This is a genomic window from Microvirga aerophila (assembly GCF_003332305.1).
In the GTDB taxonomy this organism is placed as follows: domain Bacteria; phylum Pseudomonadota; class Alphaproteobacteria; order Rhizobiales; family Beijerinckiaceae; genus Microvirga; species Microvirga aerophila.
Map to the genome: position 1 here is coordinate 94786 of NZ_QOIO01000018.1, position 14417 is coordinate 109202.

Annotated in this window: 17 protein-coding genes and 1 tRNA gene; 12 read left to right on the top strand and 6 right to left on the bottom strand. The window is 60.9% G+C overall.

What is annotated here, in order from left to right:
* Nucleotides 1–14: 14 nt before the first annotated feature.
* From gatA to DRB19_RS12145, 3 genes are all read right to left on the bottom strand, one after another.
* Nucleotides 15–1529, bottom strand: a complete 1515-nt coding sequence (gene gatA / locus DRB19_RS12135) for an Asp-tRNA(Asn)/Glu-tRNA(Gln) amidotransferase subunit GatA (RefSeq protein WP_114186294.1) — start codon at nucleotides 1527–1529, stop codon at nucleotides 15–17.
* A 118-nt stretch (nucleotides 1530–1647) separates the two neighbouring features.
* Nucleotides 1648–1935: an Asp-tRNA(Asn)/Glu-tRNA(Gln) amidotransferase subunit GatC gene (gene gatC / locus DRB19_RS12140; protein WP_114186295.1), complete on the bottom strand. Its 288-nt coding sequence runs from the start codon at nucleotides 1933–1935 to the stop codon at nucleotides 1648–1650.
* A gap of 114 nt (nucleotides 1936–2049) precedes the next feature.
* Nucleotides 2050–2751: a metal-dependent hydrolase gene (locus DRB19_RS12145; protein WP_114186296.1), complete on the bottom strand. Its 702-nt coding sequence runs from the start codon at nucleotides 2749–2751 to the stop codon at nucleotides 2050–2052.
* 123 nt (nucleotides 2752–2874) lie between these two features.
* Here DRB19_RS12145 and DRB19_RS12150 point away from each other — a divergent pair, with 123 nt between their 5' ends.
* The 6 genes from DRB19_RS12150 to DRB19_RS12175 all read left to right on the top strand — a co-directional run bounded on the left by DRB19_RS12150 (nucleotide 2875) and on the right by DRB19_RS12175 (nucleotide 7904).
* Complete coding sequence (locus tag DRB19_RS12150) at nucleotides 2875–4137, top strand: ABC transporter substrate-binding protein (RefSeq protein ID WP_114186297.1); 1263 nt, start codon at nucleotides 2875–2877, stop codon at nucleotides 4135–4137.
* Between the two features lie 2 nt (nucleotides 4138–4139).
* Entirely contained in the window at nucleotides 4140–5105 is a 966-nt protein-coding gene (locus DRB19_RS12155) for a carbohydrate ABC transporter permease (protein ID WP_114186298.1), read from the top strand.
* Nucleotides 5102–5926 carry a carbohydrate ABC transporter permease gene (locus DRB19_RS12160; RefSeq protein ID WP_114186299.1) on the top strand — a complete coding sequence of 275 codons (825 nt, stop codon included), beginning with the start codon at nucleotides 5102–5104 and terminating at the stop codon, nucleotides 5924–5926. The genes DRB19_RS12155 and DRB19_RS12160 overlap by 4 nt, the downstream gene beginning before the upstream one ends.
* Nucleotides 5927–5937: 11 nt before the next feature.
* Nucleotides 5938–7068 (top strand): ABC transporter ATP-binding protein, encoded by a 1131-nt coding sequence (locus DRB19_RS12165; RefSeq protein ID WP_114186300.1) that lies wholly within the window; start codon nucleotides 5938–5940, stop codon nucleotides 7066–7068.
* 114 nt (nucleotides 7069–7182) lie between these two features.
* Nucleotides 7183–7698: a Holliday junction resolvase RuvX gene (gene ruvX / locus DRB19_RS12170; protein WP_245439448.1), complete on the top strand. Its 516-nt coding sequence runs from the start codon at nucleotides 7183–7185 to the stop codon at nucleotides 7696–7698.
* Nucleotides 7699–7830: 132 nt separating this feature from the next.
* Nucleotides 7831–7904, top strand: a tRNA-Gln gene (locus DRB19_RS12175).
* A 41-nt stretch (nucleotides 7905–7945) separates the two neighbouring features.
* Here the strand turns inward: DRB19_RS12175 and DRB19_RS12180 are convergent.
* Together DRB19_RS12180 and DRB19_RS12190 are read right to left on the bottom strand one after the other, a co-directional pair.
* Nucleotides 7946–8995 (bottom strand): tyrosine-type recombinase/integrase, encoded by a 1050-nt coding sequence (locus DRB19_RS12180; protein ID WP_114186302.1) that lies wholly within the window; start codon nucleotides 8993–8995, stop codon nucleotides 7946–7948.
* 187 nt (nucleotides 8996–9182) lie between these two features.
* The gene (locus DRB19_RS12190) at nucleotides 9183–9878 is read right to left on the bottom strand and encodes a MerR family transcriptional regulator (RefSeq protein WP_114186304.1); all 696 of its coding nucleotides are present in this window, start codon (nucleotides 9876–9878) and stop codon (nucleotides 9183–9185) included.
* A 201-nt stretch (nucleotides 9879–10079) separates the two neighbouring features.
* Between DRB19_RS12190 and DRB19_RS12195 the strand changes: the two genes are divergently transcribed.
* Both DRB19_RS12195 and DRB19_RS12200 read left to right on the top strand, forming a co-directional pair.
* Complete coding sequence (locus tag DRB19_RS12195) at nucleotides 10080–10325, top strand: helix-turn-helix domain-containing protein (RefSeq protein ID WP_114186305.1); 246 nt, start codon at nucleotides 10080–10082, stop codon at nucleotides 10323–10325.
* Nucleotides 10325–11074 carry a hypothetical protein gene (locus DRB19_RS12200; protein ID WP_114186306.1) on the top strand — a complete coding sequence of 250 codons (750 nt, stop codon included), beginning with the start codon at nucleotides 10325–10327 and terminating at the stop codon, nucleotides 11072–11074. The genes DRB19_RS12195 and DRB19_RS12200 overlap by 1 nt, the downstream gene beginning before the upstream one ends.
* A 53-nt stretch (nucleotides 11075–11127) precedes the next feature.
* Here DRB19_RS12200 and DRB19_RS12205 read toward each other — a convergent pair whose 3' ends face one another.
* Nucleotides 11128–11319 (bottom strand): hypothetical protein, encoded by a 192-nt coding sequence (locus DRB19_RS12205; protein WP_114186307.1) that lies wholly within the window; start codon nucleotides 11317–11319, stop codon nucleotides 11128–11130.
* A 382-nt stretch (nucleotides 11320–11701) separates the two neighbouring features.
* Between DRB19_RS12205 and DRB19_RS12210 the strand changes: the two genes are divergently transcribed.
* The 4 genes from DRB19_RS12210 (at nucleotide 11702) to DRB19_RS12225 (ending at nucleotide 14398) form a co-directional block, all read left to right on the top strand.
* Entirely contained in the window at nucleotides 11702–12205 is a 504-nt protein-coding gene (locus tag DRB19_RS12210) for a GNAT family acetyltransferase (protein WP_162815671.1), read from the top strand.
* Between the two features lie 349 nt (nucleotides 12206–12554).
* Nucleotides 12555–12956, top strand: a complete 402-nt coding sequence (locus DRB19_RS12215) for a response regulator (RefSeq protein WP_162815672.1) — start codon at nucleotides 12555–12557, stop codon at nucleotides 12954–12956.
* A gap of 119 nt (nucleotides 12957–13075) precedes the next feature.
* A protein-coding gene (locus DRB19_RS12220) for an IS5 family transposase (protein WP_114186310.1) occupies nucleotides 13076–13833 on the top strand; the annotation gives its coding sequence in 2 pieces (ribosomal slippage) (nucleotides 13076–13409 and nucleotides 13409–13833; 759 coding nt in all).
* Between the two features lie 289 nt (nucleotides 13834–14122).
* Entirely contained in the window at nucleotides 14123–14398 is a 276-nt protein-coding gene (locus DRB19_RS12225) for a hypothetical protein (protein ID WP_114186311.1), read from the top strand.
* Nucleotides 14399–14417 lie beyond the last annotated feature (19 nt).

Genomic DNA, 14417 nt, shown 5'->3' on the forward strand with positions numbered 1-14417 from the left:
GAGGCGTCACGTCTTCAGGCCCACCAGGGCTGCGGCAGCGCGAGGTGGCCCGCCGCGTCTTCGATGACCTGACCGGTGGCGAAGAGAGTCTCCTCGTCGAAGGCGCGGCCGATGAGCTGGAGGCCGAGGGGCAGCCCCTGAGCATCGAGCCCCGCCGGAACGGCGATGCCCGGAAGGCCCGCCATGTTCACCGTCACGGTGAAGATGTCGTTGAGGTACATCTCGACCGGATCGCCCGAGCCCTTCTCGCCGATGCCGAAGGCGGCGGACGGGGTCGCAGGCGTCAGGATCGCGTGGACACCTTCGGCATAGACCTTCTCGAAGTCCTGCTTGATGAGGGTGCGGATCTTCTGGGCGCGGACGTAATAGGCGTCGTAGTAGCCCGCCGACAACACGTAGGTGCCGATCATGATGCGGCGCTTGACCTCGCGGCCGAAACCGGCGGCGCGGCTCTTCTCGTAGAGGTCCACGATGTCCCGGCCGTTCTCGCGCAGGCCGTAACGGACGCCGTCATAGCGGGCGAGGTTCGAGGAGGCCTCGGCGGGTGCCACGATGTAATAGGCCGGGAGGGCATATTTCGTGTGCGGCAGCGACACTTCGACGATCTCGGCGCCCGCCTCGCGGAGCCATTCCGCGCCCTGGTGCCAGAGCGCCTCGATCTCAGACGACATGCCGTCGACGCGGTATTCCTTCGGAATGCCGATCTTCAGGCCCTTGACGCCCCGCGAGACCGCCGCCTCGAAATCCGGAACGGGCAGGTCGACGCAGGTGGTGTCCTTGGGGTCCGGGCCTGACATGGAGCGCAGCATGATGGCGGAATCGCGCACCGTGCGGGTGATGGGGCCGGCCTGGTCGAGGGACGACGCGAAGGCCACCGTACCCCAACGCGAGCAGCGACCATAGGTCGGCTTGATACCGACCGTGCCCGTGAAGGCGGCGGGCTGGCGGATCGAGCCGCCCGTATCGGTCGCGGTCGCGCCCAGGCAGAGGTGCGCCGCAACGGCAGCCGCCGAACCGCCGGAGGAGCCGCCGGGGACCAGATGCGTGCCTTCGATCGCGCCGGAAGGGCCCGTGCTAACGTTAGATCCCTCGCGTCGCCAGGGCGAAACCACCGGCCCGAAGGCGCTGGTCTCGTTGGACGAGCCCATGGCGAACTCGTCCATGTTGAGCTTGCCGAGCATGACCGCGCCATCGTTCCACAGGTTCTGGGTGACGGTCGATTCATAAGCCGGGTTGAAATTCCCCAGGATCTTCGAACCGGCGGTCGAAACCACGTCCTTGGTGCAGAACAGATCCTTGATCCCAAGGGGAATGCCCTCCAGGGAGCCCGCCTGTCCTTTTGCGATCCGCTCGTCCGAGGCCTTGGCCATGGCGAGCGCCTTCTCGGGCGTCTCGAGCACATAGGCGTTAAGGGCTCTCGCCTTCTCGATGGCGTCGATATGGGCCTTGGTGAGTTCCGTTGCGGAGAAGTTCTTGGCCTTCAGGCCGTCACGGGCCTCGGCGATGGTCAGATGGGTCAGTTCGGTCACGGGATTATCCTGGTCATCCCGAATGCGGCGCAGCCGCGAGCCGGGAACGTCTGGAAATTGAAACGGGCGATGGCGATTCCGGCTTCCGCAAAGCGGCTTGCAGCCGGGATGTCAGGCCTTACTCGACCACCTTCGGCACCACGAAGAAGTTGTCCTCGGTTACGGGCGCGTTGCGCAGCACCTTCTCGGGATACTCGCCGTCGGTCACGCCGTCCTGGCGCTTCTTCATGGTCATGGGGGTGACGGAGGTCATGGGCTCCACGCCCTCCACGTTCACCTCGTTGAGTTGCTCGACGAAGGACAGGATAGCGTTGAGCTCGCCCTGGAGGTGAGGCACGTCCTCGTCCGTCACGGCAATGCGTGCCAGGTGCGCGATGCGCCGAACCGTTTTCTGATCGACCGACATGAATGGCCAAACCCTTTGATGTAGTTGGGACGGGCTATAACACCCGCCCACGCCGGGCCGCAACGTCGGATGTGCGTCAGGCGGGCGTTCCGTGCTTTCGGCTCCCCGGCAGCCTCAGATCCGCAGGCCGACCGTCTTATGGGGCACCACCACCTGTATCCCCTTCCCGTCCAGGGCCGCGACAAACCGGTCGGCGTTGGGCACGAGAGGCGGGAACGACGCGTAATGACAGGGAATGGTCGCCCTCGCGTTGGGGAAAAAGCGCTCGATCGCGAGCGCGGCGACCTCCGGTCCCATAGTGAACCGGTCGCCGATCGGCGTGATGACGACGTCCGGCTGGTGGATTTCCGCGATCAGCCCCATGTCGCCGAAGATATCCGTATCGCCCATGTGATAGACGGTGGGCTCTCCGGGAGCCTTGACGATGACGCCGTTGGCGCTCCCGAGCGGATAGTTCACTCCCATTTCTACGAGGCCGGCGGAGTGGTCGGCCCGAACGAGAGTCACGGTGAACCCGCCTTGGTCGGTGGTGCCGCCGGTGTTCATGGGGTCGAAATTCTCCACCCCCTGGGAGGCCAGATGCATGCATAGCTCGAAGTTCGTCACGACCTTCGCGCCGGTTGCCTTCGCGAGATCCACCGTATCGCCCACATGATCCCCATGGCCGTGCGTGATGAGGATGTGGGTCACGCCCTCGGACACCTTGTCCCGCTCGCCCTCGAATGCCGGATTTCCGGTGAAGAACGGGTCGATGAGCACAACCTTATCGGCGAAATCGAGCCTGAAAGCGGAATGGCCGAGCCAAGTGATCTTCATGGCAAACCCTCGTTGAGCGTCTTCAAGATGGGGCGGGATCGGCGTCCGACCACGTCGGACAAGGAACTAAAATCAGCATAAGGCTTTAAGAAAGCTAAGCAATAAATCCGCAGGAGGAAAGCCATGCCTCGTTTCCTCGCTGGCCTTTTGGCCGCCGGAGGTCTGGTCTGGTCCACAGGCGCCTGGGCCGTCGAGATTTCCATTTCCTGCAGTTCTCTCGGCAAGGAATACGAAATCTGCAAGCAGGGCGTCGACGCCTGGGCGAAGAAAACCGGCAACACGGTCAAGATCGTCTCGACGCCGAACTCAGCCACCGAGCGGCTGGCTCTCTACCAGCAGCTCCTCGCGGCGGGCGCGAGCGATGTGGACGTGTTCCAGATCGACGTCGTCTGGACCGGCCTCCTCGGCAGCCACTTGCAGGACCTCACCGCCAAGGTGCAAGGCGCGATCGACGATCATCTGCCGACCATGGTCGAGACGAGCCGCGTCGGCGGCAAGCTTATGGCGATGCCCTGGTTCGCGGATGCAGGCCTCCTCTATTACCGCCAGGATCTGCTGGATAAGTACAAGCGCCCTGTGCCGCAGACCTGGTCCGATCTCACCGAGACGGCGCGGCTGGTCCAAGAGGGGGAGCGGAAGGAAGGCCGAGGCGACTTCTGGGGCTTCGTCTGGCAGGGTCGGGCCTATGAGGGCCTCACGACCAACGCGGTCGAATGGGTGAGCTCCTACAACGGGGGCGCGATCGTGGACGAGAAGGGCGAAATCACCATCGACAACCCGAAAGCCGCCGAAGCCCTCAAGGCTGCGGCCGGCTGGGTCGGGACGATCACCCCGGAGGGCGTCCTCAACTACACGGAAGAGGAATCGCGTGGCGTCTTTCAGGCCGGGAACGCGCTTTTCATGCGCAACTGGCCCTATGCCTGGGCGCTAGCCCAAGGGGCCGACAGCACGATCAAGGACAAGGTCGGCATCGCGCCCCTGCCCAAGGGCGGTCAGGATGGACGCCACGCCGGAACCCTCGGCGGCCAGCTGCTGGCCGTTTCGAAATACTCAAAGAACACGGATACGGCGGCCGACCTCGTCATGTACCTGACGGGCCCGGAGGAGCAGAAGCGACGGGGCATCCAGGGCTCCTTCAACCCGACCATCGTGTCCCTCTACGGGGACAACGACATCGCGAGAGCAAACCCCTTCATCGGCGATCTCGTGGACGTCTTCACGAACGCGGTTGCACGCCCGGCCACCGTGACGGGCGACAACTACAACAAGGTTTCGACCGAGTTCTTCAATACGGTCCACCAGGTTCTGTCGAAGCGGGCCGAGCCCGCACAGGCGCTCTCACGGCTCGACCGTGACCTGAAGCGGATCAAGCGCAGCGGCTGGTGACCATGAGCGACGCCGTCGCAGGCCGCATTACGCCGGCATCCGCGCGCCGGCGTCGCTCTTCGCTTTCTCGCTCCCGTGTCAGAGCCGCGTGGCTCTTCATTGCGCCGCCACTGATCGTTTTGGGCCTGGTCGCGGGCTGGCCGCTCGCTCGCACGATCTGGTTCAGCTTCACGGATGCGAACCTCAACAATCTCCGCGAATACGAGTTCATCGGCTTCGAGAACTACCTCGCGAACTACGATGGCGAATGGCTCGGCCTTTTGACCGATCCAGACTGGTGGCGCTCGGTCTGGAACACCGTGTGGTTCGCTCTCGTGTCCGTATCCATCGAGACGGTGCTGGGCATGTTGGTCGCTCTCATCCTCAACGCGGCGTTCCCCGGCCGCGGGATCATGCGCGCCATCATCCTGATACCCTGGGCAATTCCCACGGTGGTCTCCGCCAAGATGTGGAACTGGATGCTTCATGACCAGTTCGGGGTGATCAACGACATGCTCTTGCGCATCGGCCTGATTTCGGCACCGATCACCTGGACGGCCAGTCCCGACACGGCCCTGTGGACGGTGGTCATGGTGGACGTTTGGAAGACGACGCCCTTCATTGCGCTTCTCATCCTGGCAGCCCTCCAGATGCTGCCTCAGGACATCTACGAGGCCGCGCGGGTCGATGGAATCCATCCCATTCGGGTCTTCTTTCGGGTGACGCTGCCGCTGATCAGGCCAGCTCTCCTCGTTGCGGTCATCTTTCGCGCGCTCGATGCCCTGCGGGTCTTCGATCTGATCTACGTTCTCACGGCCAATTCCCGCGACACCATGTCGATGTCGGTTTATGCCCGCCAGCAACTCGTCGATTTCCAGGAGGTCGGCCTCGGATCGGCGGCCTCGACCCTGATCTTCCTCATCATCGCGCTTCTGGTCGTTGTCACCATGACGGTCGGCCGCCTGCGCTTCGGCGAGGATGCACGATGAAGATCCTCGCCCGCATCGGATTCTGGCTTCTCGTTCTCATGATCGCGATGTTTTCGCTCTTCCCGTTCTACTACGCGGTTATCTCGTCGTTCCGGTCGGGCACGGAACTCTTTTCCGTCGCCTATCTGCCGGAGCGGTTCGACCTTGTGAACTATCTCGCCGTGTTCCAGCGCCAGCCCTTCGGGCGCAACATCCTGAACTCGATCGCGGTGGCGGGCTCCGTCGTCGCGCTGTCGCTGGCGCTCGGGATCACAGCAGCCTATGCCTTCGGCCGGATCTCCTTCAGGGGCCGCTCGCTGCTGCTTTTCACCATTCTTGGGGTGTCCATGTTTCCGCAAGTGGCGGTGCTGTCCGGCATGTTCGAGCTGATCCGCAGCTTTGGCCTCTACAACACGATTCCAGGTCTGATCCTTGCCAATCTCATGCTGACCATGCCCTTCACGATCTGGGTGCTCACAACCTTCATGCGCGAGTTGCCCAAGGAAATCGAAGAAGCCGCATTCGTAGACGGCGCAACGCCCTGGATCGTCGTGCGCCGCGTCTTCCTGCCCCTCATGGCGCCGGCTGCCGTCACCACGGGACTTCTCGCCTTCATCGTTTCATGGAACGAGTTCCTGTTCGCTCTCACCTTCACGCTGACCAACGAACAACGCACCGTGCCGCCTGCCATCGCCCTGATGACGGGCAGCACGGCGTATGAACTGCCCTGGGGCGCCATCATGGCCGCCTCCGTCATCGTGACGCTGCCGATCATCGCCCTGGTGCTCGTCTTCCAGCGCAGGATCGTAGCCGGGATTACGGCCGGCGCGGTGAAGGGCTAAGGGAGGCTGCGATGGCGGAGGTGGTTCTCAAGGGCGTCGAAAAATCATTCGGTTCAGTGAAGGTCATCCATGGGGTCGACCTGACGGTCAGGGACGGCGAGTTCGTGGTGTTCGTGGGCCCGTCCGGCTGCGGGAAGTCCACGCTCCTGCGGCTCATCGCGGGACTCGAGGATGCTACCGCCGGGGATCTTTTCATCGATGCGGAGCGCGTCAACGACCTGCCTCCCGCCAAGCGCCGCATCGCCATGGTGTTCCAGTCCTACGCGCTCTACCCGCACATGAGCGTTTACGACAACATGGCCTTTGGCCTCGAACTGGCGAAGGCGACCAAATCGGAGATCGATCAGCGCGTGCGGCAGGCGGCGCGCCTTCTTCAGATTGACACTCTTCTGGACCGAAAGCCGAAGCAGCTTTCGGGCGGACAGCGCCAGCGCGTCGCCATCGGCCGCGCCATCGTGCGGGACCCAAAGGTGTTTCTCTTTGATGAGCCCCTGTCCAATCTCGACGCGGCGCTGCGGGTCCAGACCCGGATCGAAATCACCAAGCTTCACTCCGACATGAAGGCCACGATGATCTACGTAACGCACGATCAGGTCGAGGCCATGACCCTAGCGGACCGCATCGTCGTCCTCAATGCGGGCCGCATCGAGCAGGTGGGTACGCCGCTGGAGCTCTATCATCGCCCCGCCAACCTCTTTGTCGCCGGCTTCATCGGATCGCCGCAGATGAACTTCATTCCTGCGGAGGTGACGCAGACGGGGCCGGGCAATGTTCAGGTCCGCATAGCGGGCGGCAGCGCCCTATCGCTCCCGTTGATGCCGGACGATCTTCGGCCTAGCGAACCGATTACCGTAGGCATTCGGCCTGACCACGTTACCGTGGGCCCGGCAGGCCCGATCTCCGGCCGCGTGGCGCTGGTCGAGGAACTTGGCGAAAACCATCTCCTCTATGTCGACACCGAGCACGGCCCTCGCCTCACCGCACGGGCGCCCGGCAATGCAAGGCATCGGATTGGCGAGAGAGTGTCCGTGACCTTCGATGCGCAATCTTGTCATCTGTTCAAAGCTTCCGGAGAAGCGCTCGCAGCGCGTGGGTCTAGCCCGACGCCCGCCGGTTCGTCACCCCGGATGAACCTTGCCTAACTCGACCCGGCAGGGCTTCCCGGATATGGTGCGCCACTGAGGAGGCAGCCCGTGAACGCCAAGGACGATGAACTGATTGGCCTGATCGACGGCCTTCCCGCCCGTGCCCGCCTCATGGGCATCGATCTCGGCACGAAGACCATCGGCGTTGCCCTGTCCGATGTGGAGCGCCGGATCGCAACGCCCCTTGAGACGATCAAGCGGGTGAAATTCACACCGGATGCCGAGCGCATCAAGGCGCTGACCGAGCGCTACGAAATCGGGGGCCTCGTTTTCGGCCTGCCTCTCAACATGGATGGAACGGAGGGCCCCCGCTCGCAGGCCACCCGCGCCTTCGTGCGCAACCTCAAGCCCATCCTCCCGCTCCCGATCCTGTTCTGGGACGAGCGCCTTTCCACGATGGTGGTGACCCGCACCCTCCTCGAGGCAGACGCCTCCCGGGCCAAAAGGGCCAACGCAGTCGACAAGATGGCTGCTGCCTATATCCTGCAGGGGGCGCTCGACCGCTATGAGCGCATCGCCGCCGATGCGGAGCATGCCGAGGATGAGGCTCGCTTAAGAGCGGACTCTCACATGGACGCGTCGTCCGAAGGCCGAATGCTCGACGATTACGACGATAAGGATCTTTAGCGGCCATTCCCTCAGAATGGGGTTGACGCTCCTCAAAAAGCATCCTATCTGACCGCCACTCACGCAAGTTCGTCGGCCCAAGCCCGGATCGAGACATTCTCCGGAAAAGGCAAACGGTTCAAGAGCTTACGTTGGGGGATAGTTTAATGGTAGAACAGCGGACTCTGACTCCGCTAGTCTTGGTTCGAATCCAGGTCCCCCAGCCACTTGAAATTACTAGGTTTTTCCCTCTCCACAGTTAGAACACTCAGGCCCGGTCGGGTGTCCGGTCGGGAATTTGTGTTCTGGTTTCGAGCTTCCTGATGGCTTCCTCGGCCAAGGCCGGATCGCGTTTCAGGTAGTGAGCGTCGAGGATCGCCCCGACGTCTTTGAGCGAGTGGCCGGTGATCGCCGCAATCTGGGCCTCAGTGCAGCCCGCAATCGCCAGGCGGGTGACAGCCGTCCCGCGCAAATCGTGAAAAGTGACACCAGAGACGCCTGCCGCGGCGCAGGCCTTGCGCCAAGACGAGCGGAAGCCGTGTCCTGTCCAAGGCATTCCGTCCGAGTTCACCAGCATCACTGTGCTTCGGCGCTGCATCCCATCGAGAGCAGCCTTCAGGGGAGCGCCTACGGGGATTGCCACCCGAGCGCCAGTCTTCCCCTGCTTCAGCCGAATGTGCGTCCCGTCGTACGCTGACCACGGCAGCCGTAAGAGGTCGCCCTGGCGCTGCCCGGTCCAAAGAGCAAGCAGGAGTGGCAAGTGGAGGTGAGCCGGGGCGGACCGCAGGAATGCTGCCTCATCCTGATCCGTCCACACCTTGTCGGCTCGGGATCCCCGATACAGGCGCCCTCCCCGCTCGCATGGGTTTGCGGCGATCAGACCGCGATTGAGCGCCCATGAGAGGATCCGCGCCAGAACGGTCCAAGTGTAGTCGGCCTGTCGGCGAGACCGCAGCGCGAGCTGGTCGCGCCAGGCCATGAATTCCCCACGTGATCGCCGATCGGCAAGCGCACCTAGCGGGAAGTCTCCGAACTTGGCTTCAATCTTCCTGATGTGCTGCACCATGTCGGCGCGGTATCGCTCTGACTTGGAGAAGAAATCGTCACTCGCCTGGAAGCCCTGCAGGATCGAAAGCATGACACCCTGAGGCGGCGCCTTCCTGGTGTTTACGGCCGCATGGTAAGAGGCGATGAACTCAGGAGTACCGGGCTCGCCTTGTAGCCGCGGGCCACCTTTCCAGGCGTAGTAGTAGGTGCGGAACGTGCCGTCTGCGAGCCTCTTCCGCTTCGGATTGATCCCCTTAAGCCGAACGCGCATCGCTCTTAGCCTTCCACGCATCGAATGGGCTCAGGGGCGCTGTCTGAGATCCATTCTCAAACACCACCGTCATTTTGCCTGTGACGGGATCTACCTCAAACCGATCGACCTTCTGGCCGGAACTCTGGGCCGCCTTAAGGACCCGGGACATTTCAGCCTGTGTAACCGGCGGCCTGCGGCGGGCCATTTAAGCCTCCGCCTTTTTCTTAGCGGTGTCCTTGTAAGCGCCGATCATGTTGGCCGTCATGCGGAGGACAATCGAATAGCCAGTATTCATAATCTCTATTGTTTCAGCATCCGGCTTGAAGCTGACCCAGATATCCCTATCAGGGTTTAGCGTGAGAGCCTTGAAACCGATAAAACCATGTAGTGCTACGCGGGCAATGCCATCCACACGCAGGTCTGGCGTTTTCGGCAGAAAGATGATCCGAGATTTAACCTCACCTGCTTCTTGATAGTAGCTGATGATTAACTCTATCTCTGTTTTGGCACTACAAAGTGCAGCTCTGCTCAGGAGGGCCAAAAGCTTGTTGAGAGCTACGAAACGGGTTGGCCTTGGCCCTCCGGCGAGAGCTTCAGACGCCTCCTGTTGCATTCGGCCTGCCTGCTCCTGAAGATCGGCGAACAGGCTCCAAGGCTCCATCGATCGGATGGCTTCGATAACTGTACCTATCTCGCCAACAGGCGAGTTCATAGCTGCGAGGCGCTTAGCAAGGCCGGCGAAGCGCATCTCGGCCTCATCAAAGCGCCGAGACGAACCCTTCCCTCCGTGACCGGTGCCTTCGATGGGTCTGATCACGCCCGAGTCGACCCAAAACCGAACAGTTCGGACATTCTCGTCATGAGCAGCGGCGATCTCGCCAATCGTGTACGACTCAGCCATAAGCACCTTCCCTGATAGAAAGCATAAAGCAGTTTGTGCTTTCTGCAAGGGTCGAGAGCTCAAAAAGCTCTGGCGCGCTGCTCCTGTGGATCAATTAAGGCTAAGTTGCGCCCGACTGGGGCATCCGTTACACCTAAAGGTTAATACGTAACGCGCCAGAGGTAGTCAAGCCTCAGTCGCGCCATTTTTAGGGGACCCAACTTGCTTACTGCCGAACAGCTCAGAGCCGCCAGGGCTCTCCTCCGCTGGGATCAGTCCACCGCCGCCGAGCAATCAGGAGTGAGTGTCGAATCCATCAAGCGGCTGGAGCGATTGGAAGGGCCACTCCGATCAGCCAAGGCCGGCACACTCGAAGCCCTCGAGATGGCATTCCAGGCGGCCGGCGTGATCTTCATTGCCGAGAATGGCGAAGGGCCAGGCGTTCGGCTGAAAAAGGCGCATCAGTAATGCCCACCACTCTCGACACTCTCTGGGCCATGTGGTCCAGCACTATGGCTGCTCTCGGGACCGTAGTTGCAGTAGGCGGCGGCGCAGCTGCTGTCGCATTCCTGTTCTTCCGCTTCCTCGGTGAGAAGTGGATCAATGCGAAATTCGAGGAGCGTCTAGCTGCTTATAAGCACGTCCAACAGCAAGAACTTGAGCGGTTGAAGCTTAAGATCAACACGCTAATGGATCGGACAACAAAGCTGCATCAGCGCGAGTTCGACGTCATTCCAGAGACATGGGCCAAATTAAATTATGCCAATGCAGCCATTCAGTCGTTTACCTCCGCGTTCCAACAGTATCCTGACATCAAGCGGATGTCGGATGCCCATCTAGAGGAGTTTCTTGCGAATTCACCACTTGCCGGATGGCAGAAGGCAGAGCTTCATGAGTCATACGACAAACATGAATATTATCGAAAGGCAATCTATTGGCATCATGCCGCAAGGGCGCGTGAAGCATTTCGAGATTTCAACGTCTATCTGATGCAGAATGGGATCTTCATCCCAGATCCTTTGAAATCCAAGTTTACGGAGTTCAGCGATATCCTTTGGAATGCTCTGATCGAGCATGAGGGAAACGAAGAACTCGAGATCAGGCCTCGCGAGCGTGGAAAACAGAAGGCTTTAAACGGCAAAGGGCAGGAATTGCTGAAGGCTATCGAAAAGGATGTTCAAGATCGCCTCTGGAGCATCCATGCCACTGATGTGTGATCGCTTCACATAAAAAGGTCGGGCAGCCTTGCGAACTAGTCCCCGCCTCTTCATCAAGGCAGGTGCCGTCTGGCTCCCTCCATCAAGCCGACAACAAACAGGCCGAAGGCTGTCGATGTCAGGTATATCGTGACAATCCTATTGTCGGGCGAGATCGAGAGGGCGTGCAGGGCCGTACTCGTCACCAGCGCGGCTGACAGACAGGCTAGGGTAACGATCGAGGCGAAATAGACCACGCGCGGCATTGGGGTATCTCCCGCTGCCTGGCCTCTCCTTCCCCTGTGATTGCCGACATGCATAAGCGAGGACTGTGTCGCGGTTAAGACACTCCTAGCTTGTGGCCGCCACGGCCTCAGCCGCCCGATCAGCCCCACGGCCTGTCTGCTGCAGCCACGAGATCCGGCTAGACCTCATCATCTGACAACAGGTATTCGGCTGCGTAGAACATCACCTGCAGACCCCGTCGGTCATCGTGGCATCGTCTGGGTTGTTGAGGCTTAATTAGCGCTTGATACCCATTCATGGAAGTTCTGACTTCAGAGGCGAGCTGGTGACGAGGTACGCCGCCGATCCTACGGATCAGAACTTCGTCACTTGGGTATGAGGCCCCAGGAGCACTGTATGTGGATGTATCAACTCCTCACGCGAGCGGTGTTTTGCGCCGTCAGCATGGCACTGATGGTGGTCGCGGGCGGACTCATCGTCTATGCCGGCTTGCAACAGGTCTCCGCCTTCAGCGCGCCGGAACAGGATATCGGCCGAGCGCTTCTTGACTCTGTGGGATACATGGTCATTGCCATTGCTGTCTTTGAGGTCGCCAAATACATCCTTGAAGAAGAGGTCATTGACCCCACTCAGATGCGGAATGCCGGCCAAGCACGGCGCAGCATAACCAAGTTCGTTTCTACCATCAGCATCGCCGTCTTCCTGGAGGCTCTGGTCGCTGTCTTCCAAACGAGTAAGGGGGCAGATATGTCCATGATGCTCTACCCCACTCTCCTGCTGTTTGGCGGAGTTGCAATGGTTGTCGGCTTGGGCGTGTATCAGCGGCTTAGTACGGCCGCTGAAGGTGAGGTGCGGAGTTCGCCACAAGCAGCAGCGGAAGAGCAGGCGGAGCTAGACAAGTTCTAGCTGACGGCACGTCAGTATCTCCAAATCCAAAACATCGATAGCGTCTGTCATGATGGCTGTGCCTCTCTGGGCCCGTTTGGTGGCCAGTAGTCGTACCAGGCCTGCCGTCTCTGTTCGGGTGCCGCTACTCAGGAGTATCGGCAGTCCACCCAGTTTCGGCTGCGCTCGCCTGTCGAGGTGCTGCTGGTTACACCCCGTTAACCCAGCAGAGGCATTCGTCATCTGGGGTCGTGTTGCGTATCCGCCCCGGTCTAAAACCCTGCGCGGCTCTGAACTTCCGAGCAGGGTTCCCAGGGTTAACGAGCTGTTAACCATACGCGCTGATCATGCTCTTTTGGGAGCTTCAGCGATGGCTAGACAACCGCTTGTTCTTCTGGTTCCCGGTGATCGATTGACTGGCATTCTGACTAGGGGTGGTCTTCAAGGTTATGGATACGATGTCTTGGTGGCCGGCAGCATTGATGAAGCCCTAGACCTCCTGCACACAAACCGGCGCATTAGCGTTCTGGTGGTCAATGTAGGGCTTGAGAAAACCTCTGATGGCTTAGCGCTCGCGAAAGCCGCCCGTACGGCCGATCCGACCATCAAAATCGTCTACACCTGCGGCGCTCCAAGCAAGCTTCCTGACCGGGAGAAGGTCACTGGGGCGCCTTGTCTTCGTACCCCATACCATCCGCACCAGCTTGTCGGTGTCATCGGACAGATATCGAACCGGCCCTCTTTCAGCGGAAACGAGCTACACGCGGTTTGACCAGATAGTAGCCAGTCCGCGTCTACTCTTGCGGCCACGTCGGTATCTCCCTTTCTAGGCTCAGGACCTATTAATTTGGTCTGAGGTGTGATTCAGAGTCTCCTGTCGAGGAGGTCTGAATGGATGATCTGTTTCTGCTGAGTGAGCGCCAGATGGCGCGGATCTCGCCGTCCTTCCCGCTGGCCCATGGCGTGCCGCGGGTGGATGATCGGCGGGTGGTCAGTGGGATCGTGTACGTCATCCGCAACGGCCTGCAATGGAAGGATGCACCCAAGGCGTACGGGCCGCACAAGACGCTCTACAACAGGTTCATGCGCTGGAGCCGGCTGGGCGTGTTCGACCGGATCTTCGCCGCGCTGGCGGGTGAAGGTCCCAAGCCCGAACGGATCATGATCGATGCCACGCACCTGAAGGCGCACCGGACCGCGGCGAGCCTGCTCAAAAAGGGGATGTTCCCCGTCGTATCGGGCGCACGAAAGGTGGCCTGAACTCCAAGCTCCATGCCGTCTGCGATGGCGCCGGCAAGCCGATCATCCTACTGCTGTCGGAAGGGCAGATGAGCGACCACAAAGGCGCCCGGCTCGTCTTGGAGGCGCTGCCGACAGGCGCAACCCTGATTGCCGATCGGGGCTACGACAGCAACTGGTTCCGGGAAGCTCTTGCCGAGAAGGACATCACGCCGTGCATTCCGCCGACCAGGAGCCGCAAGGTGCCCATCGCCTATGACAAGACGCTGTATCGGCAACGGCACAAGGTTGAGAACATGTTCGCCAAGCTCAAGGACTGGCGCCGGATTGCAACCCGCTATGACCGCTGCGCCCACACCTTCTTCTCGGCCATCTGCATCGCAGCGGCCGTCGCCTTCTACCTCAATTAACGAGTCCTGAGCCTAGAACATCGGGAACGTCTGCGGCAACTGTGCCTCTCTAAGCACGCTTGGAGGACTGCGGGAGGGGCCGAAGGCGATCGTCGCTTCACAGCCCATCGAGGTGCGGAGCGGCAGGAAGCGCCTGCCATCCGGGTCGTGTCTGTGTTGCCTGAGTGCGACACAGCCGATGTTTCGGCTGTAGTGGCCTGGCGTTGACACTCGGTTCACGTCTCGTGCGCATCCTCGATCGTCCAAAAGGTTGCAAGAACCCAGAAACAGTGATGGATAGCGCCGCGATATGAGCGATACGCACACAACCCGAGGGGGGCCGGTTACCAAGCTCCACCCAGTCTCAGTCGCACCTGTCGATGAAAGTGCCGCTTCCATGATCGACCTGTTGCAGGAGCATTTGCGCCTGGCCCGTGAAGGCAAGCTGCGGTCGCTCGCCGTCGTGTCCGTGTCTGCAAATGGATCGGCTATCGGAACCCAGTGGTCATGCGAGCCGAGCGATATGGCATCTCTTATTGGCAAGCTCACCGTCCTGACGCACGACCTGATGGCCGCTCGCACGTAAGGTGGTCCGCCACGGCACT